Origin of the sequence: Bernardetia sp. Wsw4-3y2, from assembly GCF_037126295.1 — a bacterium.
Lineage (GTDB): Bacteria > Bacteroidota > Bacteroidia > Cytophagales > Bernardetiaceae > Bernardetia.
Window position 1 is genome coordinate 202,002 of record NZ_CP147018.1, and the last position, 22,332, is coordinate 224,333.

At 31.1% G+C, this 22,332-nt stretch carries 22 protein-coding genes; 12 read left to right on the plus strand and 10 right to left on the minus strand.

Annotated features, from left to right (window positions below; translation table 11 throughout):
- Positions 1-22: 22 nt before the first annotated feature.
- The 3 genes from V9L05_RS22335 (at position 23) to V9L05_RS22345 (ending at position 3,184) form a co-directional block, all read left to right on the plus strand.
- Positions 23-724, plus strand: a complete 702-nt coding sequence (locus tag V9L05_RS22335; protein ID WP_338815750.1) for a hypothetical protein — start codon at positions 23-25, stop codon at positions 722-724.
- Between the two features lie 9 nt (positions 725-733).
- Positions 734-1,363, plus strand: coding sequence for a hypothetical protein (locus tag V9L05_RS22340; RefSeq protein ID WP_338815751.1), 630 nt, complete (start codon positions 734-736; stop codon positions 1,361-1,363).
- A gap of 114 nt (positions 1,364-1,477) precedes the next feature.
- Positions 1,478-3,184, plus strand: a complete 1,707-nt coding sequence (locus V9L05_RS22345) for a carboxyl transferase domain-containing protein (RefSeq protein WP_338815752.1) — start codon at positions 1,478-1,480, stop codon at positions 3,182-3,184.
- 368 nt (positions 3,185-3,552) lie between these two features.
- On the opposite strand, the gene V9L05_RS22350 is transcribed toward V9L05_RS22345, so the two are convergent.
- The gene (locus V9L05_RS22350; RefSeq protein ID WP_338815753.1) at positions 3,553-5,799 is read right to left on the minus strand and encodes a DUF5916 domain-containing protein; all 2,247 of its coding nucleotides are present in this window, start codon (positions 5,797-5,799) and stop codon (positions 3,553-3,555) included.
- Between the two features lie 480 nt (positions 5,800-6,279).
- On the opposite strand from V9L05_RS22350, the gene V9L05_RS22355 reads away from it, so the two are divergent.
- The 3 genes from V9L05_RS22355 to V9L05_RS22365 all read left to right on the plus strand — a co-directional run bounded on the left by V9L05_RS22355 (position 6,280) and on the right by V9L05_RS22365 (position 7,960).
- Positions 6,280-6,744 carry a hypothetical protein gene (locus V9L05_RS22355; protein ID WP_338790883.1) on the plus strand — a complete coding sequence of 155 codons (465 nt, stop codon included), beginning with the start codon at positions 6,280-6,282 and terminating at the stop codon, positions 6,742-6,744.
- A 101-nt stretch (positions 6,745-6,845) separates the two neighbouring features.
- Positions 6,846-7,301, plus strand: a complete 456-nt coding sequence (locus V9L05_RS22360) for a hypothetical protein (RefSeq protein ID WP_338790884.1) — start codon at positions 6,846-6,848, stop codon at positions 7,299-7,301.
- Between the two features lie 209 nt (positions 7,302-7,510).
- Positions 7,511-7,960, plus strand: a complete 450-nt coding sequence (locus tag V9L05_RS22365) for a hypothetical protein (protein WP_338790885.1) — start codon at positions 7,511-7,513, stop codon at positions 7,958-7,960.
- 76 nt (positions 7,961-8,036) lie between these two features.
- Here the strand turns inward: V9L05_RS22365 and V9L05_RS22370 are convergent, their stop codons facing one another.
- Positions 8,037-9,254 carry an NAD(P)/FAD-dependent oxidoreductase gene (locus tag V9L05_RS22370; RefSeq protein WP_338815754.1) on the minus strand — a complete coding sequence of 406 codons (1,218 nt, stop codon included), beginning with the start codon at positions 9,252-9,254 and terminating at the stop codon, positions 8,037-8,039.
- A 421-nt stretch (positions 9,255-9,675) separates the two neighbouring features.
- Between V9L05_RS22370 and V9L05_RS22375 the strand changes: the two genes are divergently transcribed.
- Positions 9,676-10,476 (plus strand): IS5 family transposase, encoded by an 801-nt coding sequence (locus tag V9L05_RS22375; RefSeq protein WP_338811837.1) that lies wholly within the window; start codon positions 9,676-9,678, stop codon positions 10,474-10,476.
- Here the strand turns inward: V9L05_RS22375 and V9L05_RS22380 are convergent.
- The 6 genes from V9L05_RS22380 to V9L05_RS22405 form a co-directional block, all read right to left on the minus strand.
- On the minus strand, positions 10,435-10,971 hold the full coding sequence (locus V9L05_RS22380; RefSeq protein ID WP_338815755.1) for a hypothetical protein: 537 nt from the start codon (positions 10,969-10,971) through the stop codon (positions 10,435-10,437). The two genes, V9L05_RS22375 and V9L05_RS22380, sit on opposite strands and share 42 nt — an antisense overlap.
- Before the next feature lie 3 nt (positions 10,972-10,974).
- Positions 10,975-11,724, minus strand: coding sequence for a hypothetical protein (locus V9L05_RS22385; protein ID WP_338815756.1), 750 nt, complete (start codon positions 11,722-11,724; stop codon positions 10,975-10,977).
- An 18-nt stretch (positions 11,725-11,742) separates the two neighbouring features.
- On the minus strand, positions 11,743-12,393 hold the full coding sequence (locus tag V9L05_RS22390; RefSeq protein WP_338815757.1) for a hypothetical protein: 651 nt from the start codon (positions 12,391-12,393) through the stop codon (positions 11,743-11,745).
- A 59-nt stretch (positions 12,394-12,452) separates the two neighbouring features.
- Complete coding sequence (locus tag V9L05_RS22395; protein ID WP_338815758.1) at positions 12,453-13,652, minus strand: hypothetical protein; 1,200 nt, start codon at positions 13,650-13,652, stop codon at positions 12,453-12,455.
- Between the two features lie 48 nt (positions 13,653-13,700).
- Positions 13,701-14,915, minus strand: coding sequence for an L-2-hydroxyglutarate oxidase (gene lhgO / locus V9L05_RS22400; protein WP_338790891.1), 1,215 nt, complete (start codon positions 14,913-14,915; stop codon positions 13,701-13,703).
- Between the two features lie 106 nt (positions 14,916-15,021).
- Positions 15,022-15,228, minus strand: a complete 207-nt coding sequence (locus V9L05_RS22405; protein WP_338815759.1) for a hypothetical protein — start codon at positions 15,226-15,228, stop codon at positions 15,022-15,024.
- A gap of 171 nt (positions 15,229-15,399) precedes the next feature.
- On the opposite strand from V9L05_RS22405, the gene V9L05_RS22410 reads away from it, so the two are divergent.
- The 5 genes from V9L05_RS22410 to V9L05_RS22430 all read left to right on the plus strand — a co-directional run bounded on the left by V9L05_RS22410 (position 15,400) and on the right by V9L05_RS22430 (position 20,386).
- Entirely contained in the window at positions 15,400-15,891 is a 492-nt protein-coding gene (locus V9L05_RS22410; protein WP_338815760.1) for a thiol-disulfide oxidoreductase DCC family protein, read from the plus strand.
- 293 nt (positions 15,892-16,184) lie between these two features.
- The gene (gene murD, locus V9L05_RS22415) at positions 16,185-17,561 is read left to right on the plus strand and encodes a UDP-N-acetylmuramoyl-L-alanine--D-glutamate ligase (RefSeq protein WP_338815761.1); all 1,377 of its coding nucleotides are present in this window, start codon (positions 16,185-16,187) and stop codon (positions 17,559-17,561) included.
- A 214-nt stretch (positions 17,562-17,775) separates the two neighbouring features.
- Entirely contained in the window at positions 17,776-18,609 is an 834-nt protein-coding gene (locus tag V9L05_RS22420; RefSeq protein ID WP_338815762.1) for a hypothetical protein, read from the plus strand.
- Positions 18,610-18,710: 101 nt separating this feature from the next.
- On the plus strand, positions 18,711-19,589 hold the full coding sequence (locus V9L05_RS22425; RefSeq protein ID WP_338815763.1) for a hypothetical protein: 879 nt from the start codon (positions 18,711-18,713) through the stop codon (positions 19,587-19,589).
- Between the two features lie 11 nt (positions 19,590-19,600).
- Positions 19,601-20,386 carry a TIGR02757 family protein gene (locus V9L05_RS22430; RefSeq protein WP_338790897.1) on the plus strand — a complete coding sequence of 262 codons (786 nt, stop codon included), beginning with the start codon at positions 19,601-19,603 and terminating at the stop codon, positions 20,384-20,386.
- Positions 20,387-20,453: 67 nt separating this feature from the next.
- On the opposite strand, the gene V9L05_RS22435 is transcribed toward V9L05_RS22430, so the two are convergent.
- Positions 20,454-21,224 (minus strand): porin family protein, encoded by a 771-nt coding sequence (locus V9L05_RS22435; protein ID WP_338790898.1) that lies wholly within the window; start codon positions 21,222-21,224, stop codon positions 20,454-20,456.
- Between the two features lie 37 nt (positions 21,225-21,261).
- Positions 21,262-21,987, minus strand: coding sequence for a bifunctional demethylmenaquinone methyltransferase/2-methoxy-6-polyprenyl-1,4-benzoquinol methylase UbiE (gene ubiE, locus V9L05_RS22440; RefSeq protein ID WP_338815764.1), 726 nt, complete (start codon positions 21,985-21,987; stop codon positions 21,262-21,264).
- Between the last annotated feature and the right edge of the window lie 345 nt (positions 21,988-22,332).

Sequence of the window (22,332 nt, forward strand, 5' to 3'; positions counted from 1 at the left end):
TTATCCTAAATGAATACTCAATATGCCACAGAACCCGACATCAAATAAATTTTCATCAATCGTAGGTTTTCTTTTACTGATTGGAGTTATTGGTTTTACTGTTTTTATAAATTTCTTTGTAGAAAAGCCTGTTGAAGAAATAAAAGAGGAAGAAGAAATAATAGAAACAGCAGAACCAGAATTTAGTATTTTAGATTCTGCTGACTTAGCTGATTTGTGGAAGCTAGAAAAATTACAAACAGATTCTATAAACTTTCATTATGAGAAGCTAAGAAAGCATATTCAAATCAATAAAAACTTTGGTTATATAACTACTGAACTTATTAATAATTCCAATAACTTAGAACCTAATACGAAAAGACGTTTACAAGAAGCATACAATAACTTCGACCAAGGTAAGGTTATTATCAATTATGGAATGTTAGATTTTGAATATTCTTACCCTACAAGCTATACTACTAAACTTGAAGAGTTCGATATCAAAGAATCTGACTCTAGTTATTATTATCAGCTTAAAGAGATTGGAGTGTTATTTTTAAAGTATCAGATAAAATCTATTTTTACTGAATCAAAGGCAGGAGATTTTACTAAAATTGAATTAAAAGATGGAAGACAGTTATTTTTGATAAAACAAAATGCAGAAATAAAAACGGAATATTCCAAAAAACTCATCGAACGAGCAGAGTATCTGAATGATAGCACAAAAGTAATTTATCCTTATTAAAAATAGAATATGCCACAAAATCAATTTACAAGTAAAATTTCTGCTTTTATTGGGTTTACTCTACTTCTTTTGATAGTAGGTTTTACTATTCTTGTAAATCTTTTTCCTATAAAAACGAAAGAAGAAATATTGCAAAGTAAAACCTTAAAACCATTTACTCAAGATGAATTGGCTGATTTATGGGAGTTGGATAGCATACAAACTAGTATAACTTATCCAGTTGAGGGAGAACAAAAATGCACAATTCGTACCACCAACAATTATTACTTAGGAATCTTAAAGTTTCAAATAGATATTGATCAGAATGTGAGCGAGCCATTAATGATAATTGAAGAATCTGAAATTCTGTATTCCAAAAATGAAAAAGATTCAATATTCTTAAACAGAATAGGACATTTATTTATGAAATATCAAATAAAAAATATTGTTTCTAACTCTTACTATGGCGATTTTACAGCAATTCATTTAATTGATGGAAGTATAATTATTTTGATGGAAAAAAAAATAGAAACAGAAGATAAGTATTATGAAAAAATCATTGAAAAAGCAGATTTCGTAAATGAGACCACAAAAGTAATTTCGCCATTAGAAGCCACAAAAATCTATAAAGAGATTTATGTTAATTTGGAAGTAAATTAATGGTTGATTATTCTAATCAAAACTTTCTATTGTAAAATAGCAAATAAATCGTTTTTTTTGTAGAACCTAAAAAAGAAAACACAGAAAAGTAAAACCTAGCACACACTACAAACTATGGCAGAATCAAAAAGTCCTGATAAAACTAGCACTCATAGCAGCCCTTCAAAGTCTGAAAAGGAAAATGTACAGCTCAACATTAATGAAGATGCAAACAAACAGCTTATATTTCAACTTCAAGCAAAGCTAGACAAAGTAAAATTAGGAGGAGGACAGAAAAAAATAGACAAACACAAATCTAAAGGAAAACTAACAGCTAGAGAACGTATCAACTACCTTTTAGACAAAGACCAAGAAGGAAACACCACTTATTTTAATGAAATCGGAGCTTTTGTAGGTGATGATATGTACAATGAGTGGGGAGGTTGTCCGTCTGGTGGCGTAGTTACTGGTTTGGGACATGTAAGTGGACGACTTTGTGTAATTGTGGCAAATGATGCCACTGTAAAGGCTGGAGCGTGGTTTCCAATTACAGGAAAAAAGAATTTGAGAGCGCAAGAAATAGCTATGGAAAACCGAATTCCTATTATTTATTTGGTAGATAGCGCAGGAATATTTTTGCCTTTGCAAGACGAAATTTTTGCAGATAAAGAGCATTTTGGTAGAGTTTTTAGAAATAATGCTCACATGTCAGCCGAAGGAATTGTACAAGTTTCTGCTATTATGGGAAGTTGTGTGGCAGGTGGCGCATATTTGCCAATCATGTCCGATGAGGCTTTAATTGTTGAGGGAACTGGTTCAGTATTTTTAGCAGGTCCTTATCTTGTAAAATCTGCTATAGGCGAAGATATAGACCAAGAAACACTAGGTGGAGCTTCTACACATTGCGAAATTTCGGGAGTTACTGATAATAAATATCCAAATGATGAAGCGTGTTTAGATGCCATCCGAAATATTATTGATAAAATTGGAGAGCCTGATAGTGCAGGTTTTAATCGTTCAGAACCAAAACTTCCTACCAAAGATATGGAGGAAATTTACAGACTTTTACCTGCTGACCGTACCAAGCCGTATGATATGCGAGATATTATCGAAAGAATTGTAGATAATTCTGACTTTGAAGAATATAAAAAGGAGTATGGCAAAACTATTTTGTGTGGACATGCAAGAATAGATGGTTGGTCAGTTGGAATAGTAGCCAATCAGAGAACGATTTTGAAGAGTGGTAAAAAAGAAATGCAAATGGGTGGAGTTGTTTACTCAGATTCTGCTGATAAAGCTGCCCGTTTCATAATGACGTGTAACCAAAAGAAAATTCCACTTTTGTTTTTGCACGATGTTACTGGATTTATGGTAGGAAGTCGTTCCGAACACGGAGGAATTATTAAAGATGGTGCAAAACTAGTTAGTGCAATGGCAAATAGTGTCGTTCCTAAGTTTACTATTGTAGTTGGTAATTCGTATGGTGCAGGAAATTATGCCATGTGTGGAAAAGCGTATGACCCTCGTTTGATGTTAGCTTTTCCGACAGCTAAAATTGCTGTTATGAGTGGTGCTTCGGCTGCAAAAACTCTTTTACAGATAAAAGTAGGTTCTGAAAAGGCACAGGGAAGAGAAGTTTCTAAGGAAGATGAAGAAAAATTACTAGCAGAAATAACAGAGAAATACGAAAAACAAACAACTCCTTATTATGCTGCTGCACGTCTTTGGATTGATGCTATTATTGATCCATTAGAAACTCGTCAGATTATTTCGATGGGAATTGAGGCTGCTAATCAAGCACCAATTACGAAGCGTTATAATGTAGGTGCAATTCAAACCTAGAATTTTTAGTTATCAGTGAACATTAATCAGTTACTAGTTAAATGCAAAAGCCAATCATTTTTATAAAACGATTGGCTTTTTTGTTTAATTCAAGTGTCCTCAATTGAATTTTAAAACTAAAAAGATAGTTCAAAAAGAGTATAAAGTCATATATTTTATTTTCATGCGTTTGCCCTATAACAAGATAGTATTTTTCGTTGAGTTTAGATCTTTCACTAAAAAAAATCTGTGGTTTATCTGTATAATCCGTAAAATCTGTGTTCCATAAAATAGTAGGTTAGAGTATTCTAAGGAATTGGAATTAAATAACATATTCATTTCGAAGTAACAAAACGCTAATATTTAGTGTATTACATTCGTAATTGTTCCTAAAGATTAAACCAATAAGAAATCTTTGCTACAATAGCACGGTTTTTCGAACCAAAACTTTCAGGTAAATAATTTTCTGAATAGACTAAGAAAAAGTCCGAAACAGGTTTGAAACGCCATTGAAAACGGGCATTCAAATTGACATTATCAGCTTGTGTATTATATTGTAAAAAAGTAGTCAGGAAAAGACTGCGAGTAAATGAAACATCTAAACGAGGACTAATAATCCAAAAATTAGCATCATTATAAGGCTCAGGCAAATCAATAATATTATGGTCAAAACTAACAGCTATTTGTCCATAAGGCTGAAAACGGTAGCGAATCGTTCCATCAACATTAAAACGAGTTCCTGTAAAATATGTGCTATGTGATGCTGAAGTAGAAAGATTAAAACGCTTACGAGAATCAGAACTAAAATAAACATACGCTCCTGTATTTGTAAATTCTTGTCCTTCTTCAAATTGTTTTCCTCCAGAGTTAGTAGGGTCAAAGGAAAAGAATAAATATGTATAATCATTGAAAACACCTGCTCCAAATTCACTAGTATTAAATAAAGTAGCATTGTATTCTAAAGAAATATTTCTGTCTGTCATTTTCCAATTCAAATCAGTATAAGTATTGAAATAAGCATAAAAATTATGACGCTGTATTTTTCCTTTTTTAGGATAAATATTATAGCCTGCCCAATCTTCAAAACGCCAAAGACCTTTTCGAAGCACATAACCAATATCATTAATATCATAATTTTCTCCTACCAATTCGTGATTCCAAGCAGCATAAAATTTGCGAGTATTGTAGGCAAAAAAAGCAGCATGAGCAAATGTTCCTTTTGTTTCATTGGGCAAAAAAGCATGATGATAAAATACTTTTCCTCTCCACTTGCTGTCCTTTGATTGCATGTTATAATCAATTCCTGCCATTCTTGTATAAGGCTTGTCAGAAGTTTCGTTCCCAGTTTCCTGACGATTAACAAAAATCCCTGCAATATTCGAACGAGAGAAAATCTGTCTTTGAAAAGCTGCAACGGTGTAGTTATTACCAATAATTCCTTTTTCTTTATCTTGTCCTGTTTGAATATTTAAAAGACCTACACGCCAATCTTTATTAACTTTTCCACTCAAACGTGCGCCATATAAAATAGGATTCTGAACATTTTGATTAATAGTAGTATCATAAGCAATTCCGACACGACGAGAGAAAAAAGGTCGCATTCTACTGAACCCAAAATTGGCAAACAAATCACTATTTTCTAAAAAAAACTGTCTTCGTTCTGGAAAAAATATCTCAAAACGACTCAAATTAGTAACCTGCTGATCGACTTCTACTTGCGAAAAATCAGGGTTTACAGTCAAATCCAAATTTAGAGAAGGAGTAACAGCAATTTTTGCATCTCCCCCAATATTTCCTTTGGTTTTGTAAGGAGTATTATTGATGTTGTCTTTTGCAGCCGAACCTGCTAAATAAGGAATAATAGAAATATTTGAACCTGCTTTTTTTAAGTTTTCATCAAATATAAGTTCGCCTGTAAAAGCCAATGAAACCGTCGAAAACTGAATTGGAACAGGAATCCAAGCCGAAATTTCATTTCTATACGCATCATTACGAGCAAAATTTACTTTCCATTTTGATTTGTCTTTTGGATAACGAAGTGTCTTGAAAGGAATTGCAATTTCACATGTCCAAGAACCATCAGGCAAGTCTGAAACAGCACTATACCATTTATTATCCCAATTAGAAGCATCTCTATCGCCCTCAAAAATAAGTCCTTCCAATTGCGCTCCAACAGGTGAAACTGTAAAATAAACACCATTCAAGCCATCTCCAAAAGGGTCAAGATTAACAGAAAAATTGTCATTTTGTCCCCAATCATAATCTCTTCGCATGGAAGAAATAATGTATTTTTTTTTGGGATTCCCTTTACAAATTGCAGCGACATACAAATAATTTTCATCGTATGCCACTCGCACTTCAGTCTGAGAAAGAGCAAGTAACGTATCAGTAGGGAAATTCTGAACAAAACCTGTTGCTACTTCAGAAACTTGCCAAATTTCTTCATCTAATGCACCATCTACACGGATAGCAGTTGTTTTTCTAACTGAAAGGCGATAAGGAGAAGTGGCAAGTGAATCTATATTTTTTTCATTTATGATACTTTCTGTTTGATTAGGAGTAGTTTGACAAAAAATAGAAAAGTGAAAACAATAAAAACAGAAAGTAAGAAAGACAGAAGAATAAAAGTGTTTCATTAAAAGTAAAATTGAAGTTGTGAACTATGATTGACTAATCAAATTAAACAAAAATACTTGCTAATAACTTTGTTACTTGTTAAGAAATTCAAAAATCAGATTTCTTTAAGAGAATTTAATACAATTCAAACGAAGTTTTGAGCAGCTAATAAAAATAAATTTAATTTTTTTAAACCTTTTCAAATAAGATACGTTTTAAATACTGAACTTAAATAAAAAGAAATTTTTGCTTTATTTTTAAAAAGCATAAGTTTTTAGCTCAACAAATCAACTTATATTGTATCATTTTTTCATATACACATTTTTTTTTATGATTTGTTTAATAAAATTATTAAATTTACCCCATAATTATTTCAGTTTTTAAACAATTTTTTGATAAAACTGTATAATACACAAAGACAAAACTGAAAATCGAAACCAAAAAAAAACGATTTTTAATTATTATTTTTAACCTTATTTTTTCAACAACTATTTTTTATTATGAATACTAAATTATCTGTATTTTTATTTGCCCTTCTATTGTCTTCAACAACACTTTTTACAGCTTGTTCTCCTTCTGAAAGAAAAGAAGCTCAAGCAGAAGTAAACGAAGAAATGACTGAAATGAACAACGAAATCAATGAAGCTAGTGCTGAATTTAAGCAAGAGCGCATGGAGTGGAAAAACGAATGGAACACTAAAATGGCTACTTGGGATGCTCGTTTGGCAGAATTAGATGCTAAAATTGAAGCAAAAGGCGATAAAGCATCTGCAGAGCTTAAGCAAGAGCGTGAAGAGCTTCGTAACGAATATGCAGAATTTAAGACAAATATGGAGCAAGCTGAAAATAAAACAGAAGCTGAATGGGCTGAGTTTAAAGCTGACGTAAATAAAACAGCTGATAAAATTGCTTCTGATGTAGATAACTTTTTTGCTCGTATCGATGTAGATGGCGACGGCAAATAATCCAAGGCTAAATAGACTTTTCAAACATCTGTTTCTAACAAGAAACAGATGTTTATTTTTACAACTTATTTAATTTTTTTAAACTCAACTGTATTTTTATTATGAACACTAAATTATCTGTATTTTTATTAGCATTATTAGTTTCTTCTTCTTCTCTATTTTATTCTTGTCAGTCTGCAACTGAAAAGAAAGATGATGCTGCTGAAGAAGTAGTAGAAGCGAAAGAAGAACTTGCTGAAGCAAATGTTGAATATGCTAAAGCAAAACAAGAATGGCAAAACGAAATGAATGTGAAAATGGCTGAATGGGATGCTCGTTTGGTAGAATTAGACAAAAAAATTGAAGAAAAAGGAGATGATGTTTCTGCTGAAATGAAAGAAGAACGCAGAGAATTGGATAACAATTATGAAGCATTTAAAGCTGATGTAAATCAAGCTGAAAACAAAACAGAAGCTGAATGGGATCAATTTAAAGCTGACGTAAACAAAACGGCTGACCAAATCGGTGAAAATGTTAGTAATTTCTTTGACCGTTTAGATGGAAAAAAAGATAACTAATAAGCAATTTTTAGGATACTATTTGAAAGACCTGTTTTCTTTAAAAAGAAGACAGGTCTTTTTTTATAAATTAATTTGTGATAAATTAAGATTATTTTTACTACATTTGATTCAAAATTAATCTAAAATACAGAATAGATAAGTTTCTACTATTTTTGTATCAAAACTATTATTTTTATTACTAGCATTTTTTACAAAAAACTTTTATTATGACTACTAAATTCTCTGTATTTTTATTTGCAGCTCTTCTTTTTTCTTCTACACTTTTTTATTCTTGTACTCCTGCTGAAAAAGCAACAGCAGAAGAAGATGCTACGGAAATGGTAGATGATGCACAAGCAGAAGTGAACGAAGTGAATGCTGAATTGGCACAAGAGCGTATGGAATTGAAAAATGAGTGGAATGCAAAAATGGAAAAAATGGATGCTCGTTTGGCAGAAGTAGACGCTAAAATGGAAGCTGAAGGCGATAAAGTTTCAGCAGAAGTAAAAGAAAGACGTGAAGCACTTCGTAAAGATTACGCAGATTTTAAAGCAAATTTAGAAAATGCTGAAAACAAAACTGAAGCTGAATGGGAACAGTTCAAAACAGAAATGAAAGCAGCATCAGATAAAGCAGACCAAGAAGTAGATTACTTCTTTGCTCAATTAGGCATGTAGTTTTTATAAAATTTATAAATTTAGAAAAGCTATTTCTTTACAAAAGGAATAGCTTTTTTGTTCGACTCTTTATTATTTAAAACTCTTTTCCATGTGTCAGACTAACTACTTTACGAGCCAAAGAAGGAATATATTTGAATGTATTTATCAAAATCTCGCTAGATTGTCGTCCTCCAAAAAAATGTTGAACAGTTCTTCCTGCCTTTAATCGCAATTGAAACTGCTTAGTCCAACGTTTTTGATAGTGTTTTTTTAAAGTATTAAAATCTATTTGATTGTCAAAGTGTTGGATGAGTAAATCACTCAAAATTTTTGAACTATGAAGAGCCATTGCCATTCCATTTCCACACAAAGGCGTTATCATTCCTGCCGAATCTCCACACATCAAAACATCATCTTCAATTAATTTTTTTGGAGAAAAAGAAACTTGATTGATTATTTCGGGCTTATCATACAAAAACTCAGCTTCTTTCAATATTTTACTCAAAAATGGATTTTCTGTAAAAAGCTGTTTTTCAATTTCTTCCACTTTCTTAAAATCTGTAATGTTGTCTTTATGAGAAAGATAACAGAAACAAAACTTGTCATCTTCAATTCTTGAAATCCCACAGTAGCCACGCCAAAAATTATGCAATGCAATTACATTATCAGGCATTAAATTAGTTTTTAAATGATATTTTACACCAATATAAGGGAAATTTTTACTTGAAAAGTCTCTTTGTAGTTTGTTGTCTAAGTTGCTTCGTTTGCCATAAGAACCAATTATAATCTGACTTTCAATAGTTCCATTTGAAGTTTCAATCAAGAATTTGTTTTCAGAGCTGTTATTCTCATTGGTATTCTCCAATTCCCAATTTCCAATTTCCATTCCCTTATTTACGTCTTTTACAAAAACTCCTTCCCAAATATCTACGCCTTCTTTTTTTGCAATTTTTGATAACTCATAATCTAATGTATAACGGCTAATTCCGAAACCACCCAAAGGCAAATCTAATTCTAGTTTGTTTCCAGAAGGCGAAGAAAGCCAAAATTTGTCTAAAGCAACTGCACCAAAATCAAAGGGATTTACGCCTAAAGATTTTACATATTCTAGGGCTTCATTTGAAATATATTCTCCACAAACTTTATGAAATGGATAGGTGTTTTTTTCTATTAAAATTACTTTTATTCCTGCTCTAGCTAACCGAATACTACACGCTAACCCAGCCAAACCACCTCCAATGATGGTGATTTGAGTAGAGACAGATTTATTTTCTTTTGTTTGAGTTGTTTCTTTTTGCTTAATTTTTATCATTTTATGAAATTATAGTTTACAAACCCAAATCTAATCTATCGTTTTGAGGTGTAACAAAAGGAATATTTTGAATCGTATTTTCAATGCTATTTAGAGTCGAATATTTTTTTAGAATATTAGTTTCTAGTTCAATTCGTTTTATTTCGTGTTCTGAAACAAAAACTTTATGTGTTTCTTCGTTTTTTGTTGTGATAATTAAATCATAAAAATTTTCTCCTTTATTAAATAAAATAGAGTTAGCAAGACGAGAAAAGAATTTTGCTTTTTCTGTATTTATAGATTTGATATTTTGAGTAGGAATAACTACTTGATTTTTTTTATCTTTAGAGCCTGTTCGAGTTTAGATACATAAAAAAGAACATCAGATTTTTTTATTAGTTAAGTTATTGATTTTCAGTTACTAATTAAAATATCAATGACTATGTTTACTAATGAATATTTATCTGATGCTCTTTGGCAATATATGAAAAAATTTATACCTTTTTCGTACTTGGAAAGAAAACGCAAACACAGTTTGTATAATATCTTTTCAGGACTATTTTACATCACTCGTTCTGGCAGTAGTTGGCGTTTACTTCCCAGTAGTTATGGTATTCCTTGGAGTAGTTTGTATGACTACTTTAGCAAATGGCAGAAGATGGGTTGGTACAAAAAACTTTTGGACAAGTTGGTCACAAGAGAACGGTTGGCTCAAGGTAGAAATGCTAAACCCTCTTTGGGTTCTATAGACTCTCAAAGTGTACAAAGTGTATATGGAGGGGAAGCTATAGGTGTAGATGGTTACAAGCTCAAAAAAGGACGTAAACGGCATATACTGGTAGATACGCAAGGAAATTTACTAGAATTAGAGATTAGTCCAGCCAATGAAGCTGACGTGAATCAACTTGCTTATCTAGCTTATTTAGCTCAATTTAGAGGAAGAAAATTCTTTAAAATTCTTGCTGATGCAGGCTATAGAAGTGCTAGTTTGGCTGCTGAAATATTTAGTCAAACAGGAGTACAAATTGAGATTGTCAATAGTCCAAGAAGAGAAAAAAAAGAGGATAAAGCATTTGTACCTCAACCCAAAAGGTGGGTAGTAGAAAGAACTTTTGCTTGGCTTAATCAAAACAGAAGACTAAAAGTAGATTATGAGAAAACTGTAGATTCTGCTAAAGCATTTGTGTATTTAGCTATGATTTTAAACCTCATAAATAAAGGGGCTAGAAGAAAGAAAAAATAAAAACTCGAACAGGCTCTTATTGATTATGAAATATCCAGAATCTAAGATAAGCGTTTTTTGTTTGTACATTTTTTTTCCTGCACCTATTCCCAATAAAACAGCACCTAAACCAAAAAGAAAAAAATCCATATCAAGAAGATATGTTGAATAAGATATAATTCCCCCTATCAAAGCGAAAAAACCAGTATAAATACTAGTTGCTTCCGACTGTTTTACTGTTGTGAACTGATAAAAAGCAAGTTTATCAAGTCTTTCATTTCTTGATTCTCTATCGATTTTGACAGCTTCTTGTTTTGGTATTTCTCTTAAAGTATGTGTTTGATTACAATGTTTTTTATCCATATACGACCACGAATCAGCTAAAAAAGCAGATTTACAGCTTGCACAAATTACAATCTCATCTCCTTCTTGCAGAATATCTCCAGTAATTGGGTCAATTCGTTCTTGTTTTAGGAAATCTTGGTGTTTTTCTTTTTGTAGGGTGTGAGTGGTCATTTTTTATACTGTATGTTGTTCAATTTCTATATTAACGCTAGTAGAGGGAAGAGAGTTTTTATTGAATTTTTGTAAAAGGTTGGTTTCTGATTTAATATGTTCTAATGTTTTTTTAGTTATCAAAACTTTGTGTTTTTTATTATAATCTACTGTGAACTCTAAGGTGTAGAGCTTGTCTGATTTTTGTCTCAATAAATTAGCCATCCAATAACGACTAGGTTTGTAATAACGAATATTTTTTACAGAAGAGAGAAGAATACTATCCTCCCATTTTTCCTCTTTTTTAAATGATAAAAACTTTCCTTTTATCTGTAAATAGCTCTTATAATCATTGACTACCCAAAAAAAGAACCAAGATAGCAAGAAGGAAATAACAGAAACTATCGAAAAATTAGTATCAAAAAAGGTATCAAACGTTATTCCTAAACAAGTAGTAGGAAGATATATATTTACGGCAGCCATTTTTGAAGCTCTATTGATTGAAACTGTTTTTACTTCAAGATTTACATTAAGACTAATAAGAGGTCGTTCAATTTTAAATATGCTATTTATAGGAATTTTCTTTAAAGTAAGCTTTTGCTGACAATGTTTCCTATCCATATACTCCCAAGAATCCACCAAAAAAGCAGACTTACAACTCGCACAAATCACAATTTCATCTCCTTCTTGCAGAATATCTCCAGTAATTGGGTCAATTCTTTCTTGTTTTAGGAAATCTTGGTGTTTTTCTTTTTGTAGGATGTGAGTGGTCATTTTGTGATATTGAATAGCTTAAAAATATACATCTAAATTTACCTTCTCATTTGGAGATATGATAAGAGGAATATTTGTGTTTTGAATGTGATTCAAACCATTATATTTTCTCAAAAAATTAGTTTCTCTTTCAATTCGATCTACTTCATATTCTGAAATGAAAACTTTATGTGCTTTGTTGTATTTTGTCGTAATAATTAGATTATAAAAATCCTCTTGTCTTTGTTTGAATAGAAAAGAATTAGCTAAATAGGAATAGAGTTCATCTTTCTCTATCCTAATTGTATCAATCTCTTCTAGATAAATGATAATTTCACCTCTCTTTTTTTTGTTGATTATAAAATGACCAGATTCTAAAACAAGCGTTTTTTGTTTATAAAATTTTTCAACCGTCTTAACTTTATAAAAAGCAAGTCTGTCTAAATTTTTGTTTTTTGCGACCAAATTAATTCTAACAACTTCATTTACAGGAATCTCCTTTAATGTAAGACTTTGCTCACAATGCTTCTTATCCATATACTCCCAAGAATCCACCAAAAAAGCAGACTTGCAACTTGCACAAATCACAATCTCATCATTTTCTTTTAATAAATCTCCTGTAATTGGATCAATTCTGTTTTGAGCTAGAAAATTACTGTGTTTTTCTTTTCCTAAGGTGTGGACTGTCATTTTTTACTTGTTCTTTTGTTTTTTGAACAGACTAGGAAGTCTGTTATACATAATTCAAGTTAATAATATTCTCCCAAATATTCTATCAATCTTTTTTTTGAGTGTGGAAGTCCTGCATCTCTCATCATGAGACTAAAATTTGCAAAAGATATATCTTCTCCCCAACCTTTTGAATTTGCAATGGCTCTTAGTGCGATTCTTTCATTTTTTTCTAAGTCGTTTACGTCAGTTTCTTTGATAGGAGTTGTTCTGTTTCTATTCAAAATATCCAAAACAAATCCAGTTGTTTCGGTGGCTTGATACATATTCAATTTTTCCAAAACTTGACAAAAAGCTAAAAGTATTTTCTGTTCTTCATCTTCATTTTGTGCATAACCAGAAAGCATTCCACTTGCATAACCGTTTATATTTCCGTCGTTAAATGGAATTTCGTTTATTTTTCTTAGTTCTTCATTTGAAGTAATTGAGTCAATCAAAATTTCGATAATTTGATTTGTTAGAGGATATTTTACTAGTGCAATTGCTGCTGAGGTTTTTAAAAGAACAGAAGTAGAATCTAAATACTTTTCTAAAAAAGAAATATCTATAACTGGTTCTGTATTTTTGGAAAGCAAGCCAATTGCTAAAATACAATTTGCAATATCGTTTTCATGTGTCAGAATAGAAATTTGATTTTTGATAAGTTCTACCGATTCTGTTCCTTTTTCGGCAAACCAAGCCAAAGCATAAATAGCTGCATTGATTAATTTTCTGTTTTTATTATTCTCAACTTCATTATTTAGGTTTTTGGGTGTTTTTTCTATTATTCTCCATAAGATAGGAATTCGCTCTTCTACAAAACTATAACAATCCAAAAGAGCCAAATAACTATATCCATAATCTTTACTATTCTGGATTTCTTGTTCAGACATGGTTGAGTGTGCATGTTTGAGTTCTGCCTTTATTTGTCGTGGATTTATTCCTTCTAACAAATACGAATTTTCGTAACCTAAAGCCAAATGAACAACATAATAAATAAGTTTGTGTCTCTCTTCAATATATTCACTCTCAATAAGTTCGAATAAAAATGGAATTGCGTAAGGAGTAGCCTCATAACGTGTTCCCTGATGAAAAATGTTTCCATAAAGAACCCAAAGAGCATTTTTACGAAGTTCTTTATCAGAAAATGTCAAGCTACGTATAGTATCAGGCACATCAGCAGCCGAGCCATAAGCATGTTGCAGTTTAGCCCAAGGAATTGTGTCTATTTTTTCTAGCATTTTATTAAAATTTAAAAGTCGTTGAACAATTTTTTTGATAAAAACTTTCTAAACTCTCTCTAATGCCATTTCAGAAATTGTTTTTCCAATAGAAAGTGAAGACGTAGCTGCTGGAGAAGGTGCATTGACAACATTGATGACACCTTGTTTTTCCAAAATCTTAAAGTCGTCTAAAAGTCCTCCATCTTTATCACAGGCTTGCGCTCTCACACCTGCATCAGCAGTAATTAAATCTTGTTTTTCTACTTCTGGAATAAGTTCTTGTAAGGCTTTTGTAAAGGCATTTTTAGAATAAGAACGATGAATTTCTCCCAAACCTGTTTTCCAATATTTGAAGGCTACTTTTTGAAAACCTCTGAAAGTCAGAGTTTCTAATAGTTCAGAAATTGAAATATCTGTTTTTTTGTAGCCTTCTCGTTTATATGCCAAAACAGCATTTGGTCCTGCTTCTACTTCGCCATTTATCATGCGTGTAAAATGAACACCCAAAAATGGGAAATTTGGATCTGGAACAGGATAAATTAAGTTTTTGACTAAATGTTTTTTCTCTGGAACAAGTTTGTAATATTCTCCTCTAAACGGAATGATTTTGATAGGTGCATCAGGCATTGTCATTTTGGTGACTTTGTCTGAATACAGACCTGCACAATTTATTACTAAACCTGTTTGATACTCTGAATTTGAAGTAATTACTTTTGCTAAAGTGATATTCCCATTCGTTTCATCATTGAGTTTTATATCTTCTACTTTTTCGGAAAGATGAATATGTCCTCCTAGTTCCTCTATTTTTTGTGCTAATTTCTGACAAACCGTTTTATAATCAATAATTCCTGTTTGTGGAACAAAAATTCCTGCGACTCCTTTTACATGGGGTTCATAATCAGCAATTTCTTCTTTTTTTATGTTTATTAGTCCAGTCAAACCATTTTCCAAACCTCTATCATAAATAGTTTTGAGTGCTGGCAATTCTTCGTCTTTTGTGGCTACGATTATTTTACCACATTTATCAAAGGCAATATTTTCTTTCTCACAAAAATCTAAAAGCATTTCATAGCCACGAATACAATTTATAGCTTTCAAACTATTAGGTTTATAATAAATGCCAGAGTGAATAACACCACTATTGTTTCCAGTTTGATGTTTCGCAATAGAATTTTCTTTTTCTATTAAAAGTAGTTTGATGGAAGGACGAGCCAAAAGAAGTTGATACGCTGTCGCAAGTCCGACAATTCCACCTCCAACAATGAGTATATCGTATTTCATTTTTTATATATAATTTTGTCGTCGGTGGAAACACCGACAACGGCAAAGTGATTGATTTTTATGATGAATTCTAGGATAAAGACGAAAAAAAATAATGTACGAGTTTTTATTGAATTTCTTTATCCAAATGATATTTTCTTCTAATATCATTGATTAAATGTAGTTTTTGCATGAGAAAACTTTTTGGATGAACAGCAGAAAATAAAGTTTGCCATTCCTCAAAACGTTCTTTTTCAGCCTCTTCGAATAGTTTTGGACTAATTTTTTTTGATTGTAAGAATTTTTCGAATTCTTCTCTTAGAGATTCTTCCATGGTGTATGTATTCCTATTCCCAATGAATTATCAAGGCAATATAATAGTTTGTGTATCAAATCATTATTAAAAACTATGATTTTAGCAGTGATAAACAAAACAACAATTATCTTTGTTTTACGTAAAATTAAATTACAAATTTGCACTTAATTAAAATCAAATTCAAACAAAATGGAAACTCTCATTCAAGACCCAACACCAAAAAAAGTAAATTTTCAAGAAGTAGCTAAAGATAAAACAGTCATTTTGTTTGATGGTGTCTGTAATCTTTGTAATGGTGCAATTAATTTTGTTATCGATAAAGATACTAACAATAATTTTTATTTTGCTTCTCTACAATCAGAGTTTGGACAAGCTCTTTTAGCTCATTTTGATAGAAATACAAGTGATTTTGATTCGATGATTGTTTATGAAAATGGAAAAATAAAAACCAAATCTACAGCAGCTTTACGTATTGCAGCAGGACTTTCAGGAGGTTGGAAGTTGTTTAGCATCTTCAAAATTGTACCTGCTTTTTTAAGAAATGGAATTTATAATTTAGTGGCTAAAAATAGATATAAATGGTTTGGTCAGAAAAATGAATGTAGAATTCCTACGCCTGAACTGAAGGCTAAATTTATAGAGCAGTTACCAAGTCAGTTACCAGTTACTAATAATCAGTAATCAGTTGATTTCAAATACTTACTATACAGGAAAATGCAAGCCATTTTCCCTACAAAGTATTTCATTATTGCCCTTATCGGTGTTTTAGTGCAGTGACACCAATAAATACGCTAAATTCCTTTTTTAAAGAACTTCATGAACTAGTTTCATATCTCCATCTACTAGAATTTTGTTTTAGAAGAAATTTTTATGTAAATTTTAAATTAAAATTATGAATATTCGAATTTGTAATTCAAATTTGTAGTTTCTACTAAAAAAATATTTTATTCCTTTTACTTCTAGCTTTTACGATTATGAAACAAAAAAATGTAGTTATTCTTGGTGGTGGAGAAAGTGGTATAGGCGCAGCTCGCCTTGCAGCCGAAAAAGGGTATAATGTTTTTCTTTCTGAGAAAAATAAACTTTCGGACGAAAATAGATATGAGCTACAACATCATAAGATTTTTTATGAAGAAGGACAGCATACCGAGTCGATAGTTTTGGGAGCAGATTTAATTATCAAAAGTCCAGGGATTCCTGAAAATGCACCTATTATGGAAGCTATTCGATTAGAACATATTGATGTAGTTTCTGAAATAGAGTTTGCTTCTCGTTTTGTTTCTGGCAAAATAATAGCCATTACAGGAACAAATGGCAAAACCACAACCACACTTCTTACTTATCATTTACTCAAAAGTGCTGGACTTAGTGTTTGTTTGGCTGGAAATATAGGAAAAAGTTTTGCTCGTGAAGCCATTGAAGACGATTATGAGTATTATGTTATTGAAGTAAGTAGCTTTCAATTAGATGATATTGATGAGTTTCGTCCTCACGTAGCTGTTTTGCTCAACATTACACCTGATCATTTGGATAGATATGATTATCAGATGGAAAATTATGTAAATGCAAAATTTAAAATCAATGAAAATCAGAGTAACAAAGACTTTTTTATTTATAATGAAGAAGATATAGAATCTCTCAAGCACATTCGTTTTCATCGTCTTGCAGGAAGAATGCTTCCTATTAATATTTCTAAACAAAAAGAATATTTATCGCTACAAAATAAAATAAGAATTTCGGCTACACCTGCCCAAATGTTAGATATTCCTATTTCAGATTTGCCACTCAAGGGAGCGCATAATTTTCTAAATATAGCAGCAGCAGGAATGGTAGCACAAATTATTGGTCTTTCAGATAAGCAAATTATGAAAGGTTTAAAGTCGTTTGTCAATGCACCTCACAGACTAGAAAAAATCAAAACAATAAAAGGAGTTACATTTATAAATGACTCAAAGGCAACCAATGTAGATGCTGTTTCTTATGCTCTTGAGAGTTTTGATAAACCTCTTATTTGGATTGTTGGAGGAGTAGATAAAGGAAATGAATATGAACTTATTGAAGAGTCTGTCAGAAAAAATGTGCGTGCAATGGTTTGTTTGGGAAAAGATAACAATAAACTAACTACCTTTTTTAAAGGAAAAGTAAGTGAAATTAGAGAAACTAAGAGTATGAAAAAGGCAATAGAAACGGCTTTTAGTTTGGCTGAAAGTGAAGATATAGTTTTGCTTTCTCCTGCCTGTGCAAGTTTTGATTTATTCAAAAATTATGAAGATAGAGGTGACCAGTTTCGTCGTTATGTACAAGAATTAGCACTCAATACAAGAGAAAGACAAGAACCTGAGAATGTGTAAAATCTACAAGTCGCTTTAAAGTCTATTTTGTTTTAACAAATAGACAAAAAGCTGATACGAAAAATAAAAAATAACTTTTTAACAAATGTTTACGTTAATTGACTTATCCATTTGAGTTTTTTTAATAAAATATATACTTTTATAAAATATAAAAGTGTAAAGCTCTTTTTTAATTTTAATGTATTTCACAATTTAACAACTTTATTTTTTAATTATGACAACAGAAGAATTTTATAGTGATGAAACAGCAGCCCTTCATGTAAATGATGATTTTGCAAAAGTACGCCAACAAGGTTATAGTGTAGAATTAGGAGATACTATTTCTAAGGGTTGGGACTTTATGAAACCTCAACTAGGTTCTCTTATTGGTTTCTTAGTAATAGCAGGAATTATTGTAGGCATACTAAGTATGATATTAGGATTAATTCCATATATAGGAAGCATTCTGAATGGTGCTATTAATGCTATCGTTTTGGCAGGTTTTTATTATTTCTTCATTAAACTCTATCAAGATAAATATGCTACTTTTTCTGATTTCTTTGAAAGTTTTCAGGATGCTGTACCTCTTGGACTTTCAGGTTTGTTAATTAGCTTATTCACTTATGTTCCTTTTATATTATTGGGTTTAATAGGTTTTTTTGCTTTTGACTTAGCGAATGTTAATTTTTCAGATCCTAATGAAATAATTCAAATGATGCAAGGAGGAACAATGAGTATTTTGCTTCTTATCGCTATAATACCTATGGTTATTATTTCTACATTATATACATTTACTGCTGTTATTATTGCTACTAATAAATCTGGAGCTTGGGATGCTATGGAATCAAGCCGAAAGTTAGTTATGGCTAATTTTGGTGGAGTATTTGGATTTATATGGGTTTTGGGATTGATTAACGCAGCAGGAGCCTTACTTTGTGGCTTAGGACTTTTTGTTACTGTTCCACTTACCTATGCTTCTATTTTTATTCTTTATACAAAACTGGTAGAAAAAAATGGAGCAGGAGAATTTTTCTATGGAGATGAAAAAGCTCCTTTAGACGCTATTTAATGTCTTATTGTTCTAATATAAATTAACTAAAAAAAGTCTTCCTCATTATGTAGTAAGACTTTTTTTGATTTTTACTATTCCTCTATTTATTATCGATATTTATGGAAAATCAAGACAACGAAACTTTTTATACAGAAGATGATCTTCTACAAAGTAAAACAGGACTTACTCCCACTGACGAATTTGCTACCATTCGTATGGAAGGGTATAGTGTAGAGTTTTCAGATACATTTAGCCGTTCTTGGGATTTTATGAAACCTCACTTAGGACAATTATTAGCTTATACTTTATTATGTTTTTTTTCTTATCTCACTTTATCTTTTATAGTTCCACAAATTGCAGGTTATATGGGAACACTTGGTTATTTGGTGGGAGCAATCGTTAATTTGACAATGATATCAGCTCTTTTGGCTGGTTTTTATTCTTATTATCAGAAAATATATGAAAATGATAAGGTTTCATTTCAAAATTTATTTGATGGTTTTCAACATATCAAAGAACTAGCTTTATATCAAATTTTAGTTGTGGTTATTTTAGTAATTCCATTTTTAATTATTTTTTTTATAGCTCAAAAGTTGGGAGTTAATGACACAGTTGATATTTTTGATACAAATACGTATGAAACTTTCACGATAGGTTTTTATCTGTTTTTTGTGATTCCATCTTGTCTTATTTTTACACTTTATATTTTTACTCCTATTTTGATTGTAGTGGCAAGAATGAATTTTTGGTCTGCTATGGAAACAAGTCGTAAATTAGTAATGGCAAACTTTATAGGTATCTTGGGTTTTGTGGTAGGTTTTGCTTTGCTTAATCTTTTAGGTTTACTTTTTTTAGGATTAGGATTAACCATTACTCTCCCTCTGACTTTTGCAGCTACTTTTATTCTCTATACCAAACTTATTGAAAAAAATGGAGGAGGAACTAATTTTGGTGGAGATTTTTATGCTGATGAAAATGCTCCCTTAGATGCTTTTTAAAAAACTAGAATATGATAAAATTAAACTCAAAGAATTTCCAAAAGACAAAAGACTTTTTAGAAGAAAAATATGAAAAATACAACCACATTGATTTTATAGAGAATGATCCTATCCAAATTCCTCATAGATTTACAAAGAAACAAGACATTGAAATTTCGGCACTCTTTGCAGCCGTTTTAGCGTGGGGATTGCGAAAGACAATTATCAATAAATGTAATTTGATAATGGAATTAATGGATAATTCGCCTCACGATTTTATACTAAATCATAAAGCGACAGATTTGAATAATATAGGTTTCCAAGAGTTTAAGCACCGTACTTTTAACTCTACAGATTTACTTTATTTCTTAGATTTTTTACAGCGATTTTATCAAGAAAATGATTCTTTAGAAATTCTTTTTTCTTCAAAAGAAACTCAAAAAGAAAATATAGCTCACTTTCACAATACGTTTTTTGATATAGAGTATGCTCCACAAAGGACAAAAAAACACATAAGTACACCTGAGAGGAAATCAGCTTGTAAGAGGTTGAATATGTATTTGCGTTGGCTGGTCAGAAAAGACGATAAAGGAGTAGATTTTGGAATTTGGGAGAATATTTCACCTTCTGTTTTGATTTGTCCATTAGACATTCACGTAGAAAGGGAAAGCAAAAAGCTAGGACTTTTAGAGAGAAATATTTCTGATTGGAAAGCAGCTGAAGAACTTACCCAAAATTTGAGGTTATTTGATGCAAATGACCCTGTAAAATACGATTTTGCTCTTTTTGGCTTGGGCGTGGAAAGCAAAAGGAAATAAAAAAACTCTAACAGAATTATAAAATAGTTTCTGTTAGAGTAATTAAAGGAATGACTATGTTAATTAGTTATTCAAAATGAAATAACAATGATATTTTGTGTGTAGTCATTCTATCAATATTTTTATAATAAACACTTTGATTACGAAGATTCATATTTGCAATGCCGTGCGAAAAACGGATTTCGGGTGCAAATTTGAAAAAACTAAAGTAATGATCCCAACCCAAACCATAGGTAACTTCTAAGTTATAATCTTCCATTCCAAAGGCTTCTTGGTTATTACGCTGCTTTCTTCCTCCTACTTTTATACTTGGAACAATTCCACCTACCATATACATACGGTTGTTGTTTCTTCGTATTGATTTGTATTTCATTAGGATAGGAAAATCAAAGAATACACTTTCTACGGGAACTTTAGTATCTACATATTTTCCACTTGAGCGTTCAAGTTGTTTATGAGTAATACTGTATTCGTATAAACCTACTGTTGGTGTAAAACGAAAATTCCATTGGTCAGCCAAAGGAATATCTATAATCATCCCAACAGCAAAATTACTAAAACTACGTTGAGGCAATAAAGCAATAGTTGTATCTGTATTGTCTGTAAAATAGTCAGAATAATTTATTCTCATAGTAGCATAATGCAATCCCAGAATAAAACCATAGTGTAACGGTTTTGAATCATAATCAGGAATGTTGAGGCTTTTATCTTTTAGCTTTTTGTCCTGATTAACAGGCTTTTTCTTGTTCATAACTTGAGCTGAAACAGAAAAAGTAATTCCAAAAAATAATAAAACAAAGAGAACTGAAAATAAAGTGTTTTTTTGTCTGATTTTCATAGTTAAAAGTAAAGAATAGAATAACAAAAAGAAAAATTTATTTCTTTCCGTAATAAATCGAACTTATTCCAAAAGTAAGTGCTTCATCTCGTGTAAAAACAAAACCTACCTTTTCCATAATTTGAAGAAAATCTTGTCCGTACGGAAATGCAGCAACAGATTCAGGCAAATAGGTATAGGCTGAAGTATCCTTAGAAATCGTTTTTCCGATTCTTGGAAGTATCTGTGCTGAATAAAATGAGTAGAATTGTTTTATAGGAAATGCTTCTGGTTGTGAAAATTCTAGTACAACAAGTGAACCACCTTTTTTCAAAACTCGGTAAATATCTCTCAATCCTTGTTCCAAATTTTCGAAGTTCCTTACTCCAAAAGAAACGGTAACAGCATCAAAAGTATTGTCTGGAAATGGTAATTTTTCAGAATCTCCAATTTTTAAGTCTATAATATCTTGAAGTCCTAATTTTTCTATTTTTTCTCTTCCATAAGATAGCATTCCTGTAGAAATATCTACACCCACTATTTTCTTAGGTTTGAGTTTTTTATAGGCTTCAATGGCAAAATCACCTGTTCCTGTTGCTACATCAAGCATCACTTGAGGGCGTTCGGATTTGAGGTATGAAATGGCTTTTTTTCTCCAAATAATATCTATTCCACCACTTAGTATTCGATTGAGTAAATCGTAGTTATTCGATATATTATCGAACATTTGTGCTACTTGGTCTTTTTTAGAAGCTGATTGGTCTTTATAAGGAATAACTGTCATAATCTTTGTGTTATATTTGTTAAAAGAGTTTGCAAAGTTAAGTAATTCTTTAGTCAATTACGACCTGCTAGAGCAGTGAAGCTAATTACAAATTATATTATTTATGAATGACTGAGGTTTAATCCAATTTATCAGAAAATAATCGTATTTTGTCCTGTCTAAGGAATATAAAATGAATAAATTCACCCATTAATAAACAGGGTTAAAACCCTGTCCAATTTATAATTCATAACCTATTTTTGAAAACATATCTTTGTAAAAAATCACAAAAGGTAGTTTTTTAATTGAACAGGATTTTAATTCTGTTTTTATAGATAGCTAAAAATATAAATTTATTTTTTTAGT